This window comes from Amycolatopsis kentuckyensis, from assembly GCF_002155975.1.
In the GTDB taxonomy this organism is placed as follows: domain Bacteria; phylum Actinomycetota; class Actinomycetes; order Mycobacteriales; family Pseudonocardiaceae; genus Amycolatopsis; species Amycolatopsis kentuckyensis.
Genome location: NZ_MUMI01000362.1, coordinates 1 through 4,182, shown reverse-complemented (window position 1 = coordinate 4,182; position 4,182 = coordinate 1). Strand labels below are relative to the sequence as shown.

The 4,182-nt window shown below is 70.4% G+C and carries 3 protein-coding genes and 1 pseudogene; all 4 read right to left on the bottom strand.

Annotated elements, in window-relative coordinates; translation table 11 throughout:
* A pseudogene (locus CCN39_RS31325) lies at positions 1-190 on the bottom strand (alginate lyase family protein); the annotation flags it as partial.
* A gap of 144 nt (positions 191-334) precedes the next feature.
* Positions 335-2,548: a glycosyl hydrolase family 18 protein gene (locus CCN39_RS31320; protein WP_086848117.1), complete on the bottom strand. Its 2,214-nt coding sequence runs from the start codon at positions 2,546-2,548 to the stop codon at positions 335-337.
* Positions 2,549-2,705: 157 nt separating this feature from the next.
* Positions 2,706-3,485 (bottom strand): enoyl-CoA hydratase/isomerase family protein, encoded by a 780-nt coding sequence (locus tag CCN39_RS31315; RefSeq protein ID WP_167455235.1) that lies wholly within the window; start codon positions 3,483-3,485, stop codon positions 2,706-2,708.
* A gap of 2 nt (positions 3,486-3,487) precedes the next feature.
* Positions 3,488-4,182: PaaX family transcriptional regulator (locus CCN39_RS31310; protein ID WP_086848113.1), on the bottom strand; the 695-nt coding region annotated here is incomplete at its 5' end.

The following is a 4,182-nucleotide window of genomic DNA, read 5'->3' as shown; positions in this document are numbered from 1 at the left end:
CCAGCACCTGGTCGTACGCCGCCTTCCACGGCTGGGCGCCGGCGTTCACCTTGGCCTTGACGAAGTCCAGCTGTGGACGGCTCACCAGCACGCCCGGGTGGGTGAACGCCGCCGGGGCTGCCGGGGCCGGGGTGGCCAGCAGCCCCAGGAGCAGGGGGACCAGCGCGAGGACCTTGCGGAAGCGGGACATGGCTCTCCTCGAGACGACGGTGTCTGGGGGCGCGCGCCGGCTCAGTGTCATGGTCCAGACCATCGCTGGTCAAGCTTTTCTTTGTGTCCCAAAGAAAGTGTTCAGCCCGCTGAACAGAAGTGTTCAGCGGGCTGAACGGAACCCTCAGCCGAGCCCGGCGCTCACCGCGTTCAGCAACGCGCCGGTGTCGCCCGACATCTCCCACGCCATCACGCCGAGCAGGCCGCGCGACTTGAGCCACGTCGTCTTCAGCCCGATCGACCAGGCGTCGTCGAACGTCCACCACTGCCCGCCGTTGCCCGTGTAGCACGACGTCGCGACGGCGGCCGTGTCGTGGCGGACCGTGCAGCCCGGCACCCCCGCCACCAGGTTCGCGTACCCGCGGGTGCCCGCCTCCTCGGCGAACTGGCCCGGCGCCGCGCCGGTCGCGGACTGCCACTCGCCGCTCTTCCCGCCGTCCGCGACGCCCTGCCAGCCGCGGCCGTAGAACGCCAGGCCGAGCGTCAGCCGCCGCGGATCGACGCCCGCATTCGTGTACGCATTGATCGCGCTTTCCGCACTGAAGTGGAAGTTGTACGGGTCGTCCGCGTCGGCGTACAGGTTGCCCTGGTGGCCGGTGCGGTTCGGCTCCCACGAATTGTCGCTGCCCGCCCCGTGGAAGTCGTAGCCCTGTACGTTCGCGACGTCCAGGTAATCGAAGATCTTGGAGACGTCCCAGCCCGAAGCGACCTTCGCCGGGTCCGCCGGCGTGAACGCGTGCAGCTGGTACCGCTTGCCGGTGGTCGCGCCGTAGGCGTCCATCTGCGCGCGGAACTCCGCCATCAGCGCCGTGAGGTTGTTCTTGTCGTTGGGGCTCCAGTGGTTGCCGGGGTGCCCGTCGGCGCTGGCGGGCCACTCCCAGTCGAGGTCGATGCCGTCGAAGATGCCCGCCGCGGTGCCCGGCCCGCCCGCGCCGCCGTAGGGCGCGATGTTGCCCTTCAGCCAGGTGTCCACACAGGACGCGACGAACTTCTTGCGCGACGCGTCGGTGGCCGCGACGTCGGAGAAGTACTTCGAGTACGTCCAGCCGCCGAGCGAAACCAGCACCTTGAGATTCGGGTGCTTCGCCTTCAGTTTCTTGAGCTGGTTGAAGTTTCCGCGCAGCGACTCCCAGCCGGTGTCGGCCACGCCGTCGACGGACTGCGCCGCCGCGAACGGCCGCGAATAGTCGGCCTCGGCGTCACCGGCGCCGTCGCCCTGGTTGGGGTCCTGGGGGTTGGCCGTCGTGCCCTTCGTGACGCCGGACAGGCAGGTCAGGTTCACCGGGTCGATGTTCTCGAACGCGTACAGCAGGTGCGTCAGCTTCGCCGCCGCGCCCGAGGTTTCCAGGTTCTTCACGAAGTACTGGCGCCCGTAGATGCCCCACTGCACGAAGTACCCGACCTTCGCGTAACCCGAGACGATGTCGCCGGTCCGGGCGGTCACCGCGGCGCTCGGTGCCGACACGTTGTCGTAGCCGTCGCGGGCGCGCACCGTGAAGGTGTACGAAGTGGACGGTGCCAGCCCGGTCACGACCGCCGACGTCGCGGTCACCGTCGTGGCCAAAGTGGACCCGCGGTAGACGTCGTAGCTGACGACGCCGGTGTTGTCCGTCGATGCCGTCCAGGACAGGGACACGCTTCCGGAATCGGCGGCCGTCGACCGCAACCCGGTCGGCGCGGACGGCGCCTGCGTGTCGTCGGCCGGGCTGTTCGTCGTCACGGCCAGAGAACCGCTCGCCGGTGACGTGTTCCCCTTGGCGTCCTTGGCTTTCACCGTGAACGAATAGGCCGCGCCCGGCGCCAGCCCGGAAACGGTCGCGCTGGTCCCGGTCACCGTCGTGGCCAGGGAAGTCCCTTGGTAGACGTCGTACCCGGTCACCGGAAGGGAACCGGCCGCGGAGGCGTTCCACGCCAGCGCGACGGTCTTGGTCGTCTTCGCGACCAGGCGCAGGTTCGCCGGCGCGCCCGGTGGGGTGTCCGGTGAACCGTCGCAGTTGGCGTTGTCGACGCGGCACTGCGCCGGCGTCGCGGCGGTACTGAGCCGGAAAGTCGGGCTGTACGGGTAGGTGTTGCGGCCCGGCGCCAGCGTGGCGATGTAGTAGGCGGGCGTCAGCGTGACCTGGGTGCCGTTCTGGGTCACCGTACCGTTTTCGCCGGTCGAGGCGGTGACACCGGCGGGCAGCGTGAAGGTGATCGCCCAGTTGCTCACCGACGCGGTTCCGGTGTTGGCGACGGTGTACGTGCCGGTGGTGCCGCTCATCGCCAGGGTGGCGGTCAGCGAACCGGCTGCGGCGGCGGGTGGCGCGAGCGCCGCGGTGCCGCCGAGCGCGATGAGCAAGGCGGCGAGTGCGGAGCGTAGTCGTGCGGGAGTGCGTCTCATGGCGGTTCTCCAAGCGGCACGAGGCAGGGACGTGGTCTAGACCACATCGAATGTAACCCGGTACCGGGAGAACCGCGCACGCCCGAACGGCGGCAACCGATGTCCGAACGGACTGTTAACGCCCCGAGAAGGTCGCCTTCCCCGGTCCGTCGGCGAGGAACGACTTGACGGCGTTGCGCAGGTCCTCGGTCTCGAACAGCGAAGCCGCGATCGTCGTGATGTGCGCGTTCGCCTCGGGGACGCCGCCGGCGGCGAAGTGGTCGAGGACGCGCTTGGTCGCCGCGTGGGCGCGCGTCGGCCCCTCGGCCAGCCGCCGGGCGAACGCCCGCGCCGCGTCGTCGAAGCCCTCGCTCGGCAGGACGCGGTTGACGACGTTCCAGCGCTCCAGCGTCGCGGCGTCGTAGGTGTCGCCGGTCATCACGAACTCCTTGGCACGCCCGACACCGGCCCGCGCGGCGAGCCGCTGGGTGCCGCCCATGGTCGGCGTCAGGCCCACGACCTTCTCGACCAGCCCGAACTTCGCGCGATCGGCGGCGACGATGATGTCGCAGGCCACGGCCACCTCGAACGCCCAGGTCAGGCACAGGCCGTGCGCGGCGAACACGGTCGGGAACGGCAGCGCCGCGATCCGGTCCGGCACCGCGAGCATCTCGTCGAAGAGGACCTTCGCCTCGGCGGGCGAGCCCTGGGCGTCGAACAGCGAGACGTCGACGCCACCACTGACGATCTTGCCTTCGGCGCGGACCAGCAGGGCCCGCGCGGGCTCGGCCTCCAGCTCGCCGATCGCGGAGGAGAGCTCGGACTGCAGCGAAGCCGTGTAGAGGTTCAACGGCGGAGCGTCGACGGTCAGGACGGCGAGCCCGCCGTCACGATCGAGGCGGACCTGCTGAGTCATGTTCACCCTGCTTCTTCGGCTTCGACGATGTCGTCCCAATACTGCTGGGCCTCGGGGCGCCAGTCGACGTGTTTGTGATGGAACAGCTCCGCCGCCTTCGTCCCGCTCCACTTCGCCGGGAGCAGCTCGGCCGGCAACTGCGGGTCGAGGAACGGGAACCGCCGCCACTCGTGGACGAGCTCGGTCTGCGCGCGCAGCACCGCGCGGCCGCCGGTCGGGTGCAGGCCGGTGAAGCGGTCGATGAAGTCCTCGTAGCGGTCCTTCAGCTCGGTCAGGTCCCAGGACCGCGCGACCATCGACTCCTGCTCACCGACCTCGCCGTAGGCGGCGGTGAACGACATCGCCTGCGCGTCGAGGCCGAGGTCGTTGACGATCTGCTGCGCCTCCCGCTGGCGGGTCAGGTCCGGGCTGACCCACACGCCGGCGACCGGCGAACCGAAGCCCGCCCAGGTCAGCCGCGTGCGCAGCCGGTGCCGCAGGTCGCGCTTGGCCTCCGGGACGGAGACGATCAGCATCAGCCACTGCCCGTTCCAGTGGCGTTCCTCGCGGCCGAACGCGTAGATCCGGTCGGCGCCCTCGGTCAGCAGGCGGCGCCCCGGCGGCGTCAGCGACCAGCGCACGCGGCGCCCGACGCGCTCGGAGACCACCCAGCCCTCGGCGGCGGAGCGGGCCAGCGCCTGCCGCGCCGACTTCTCCT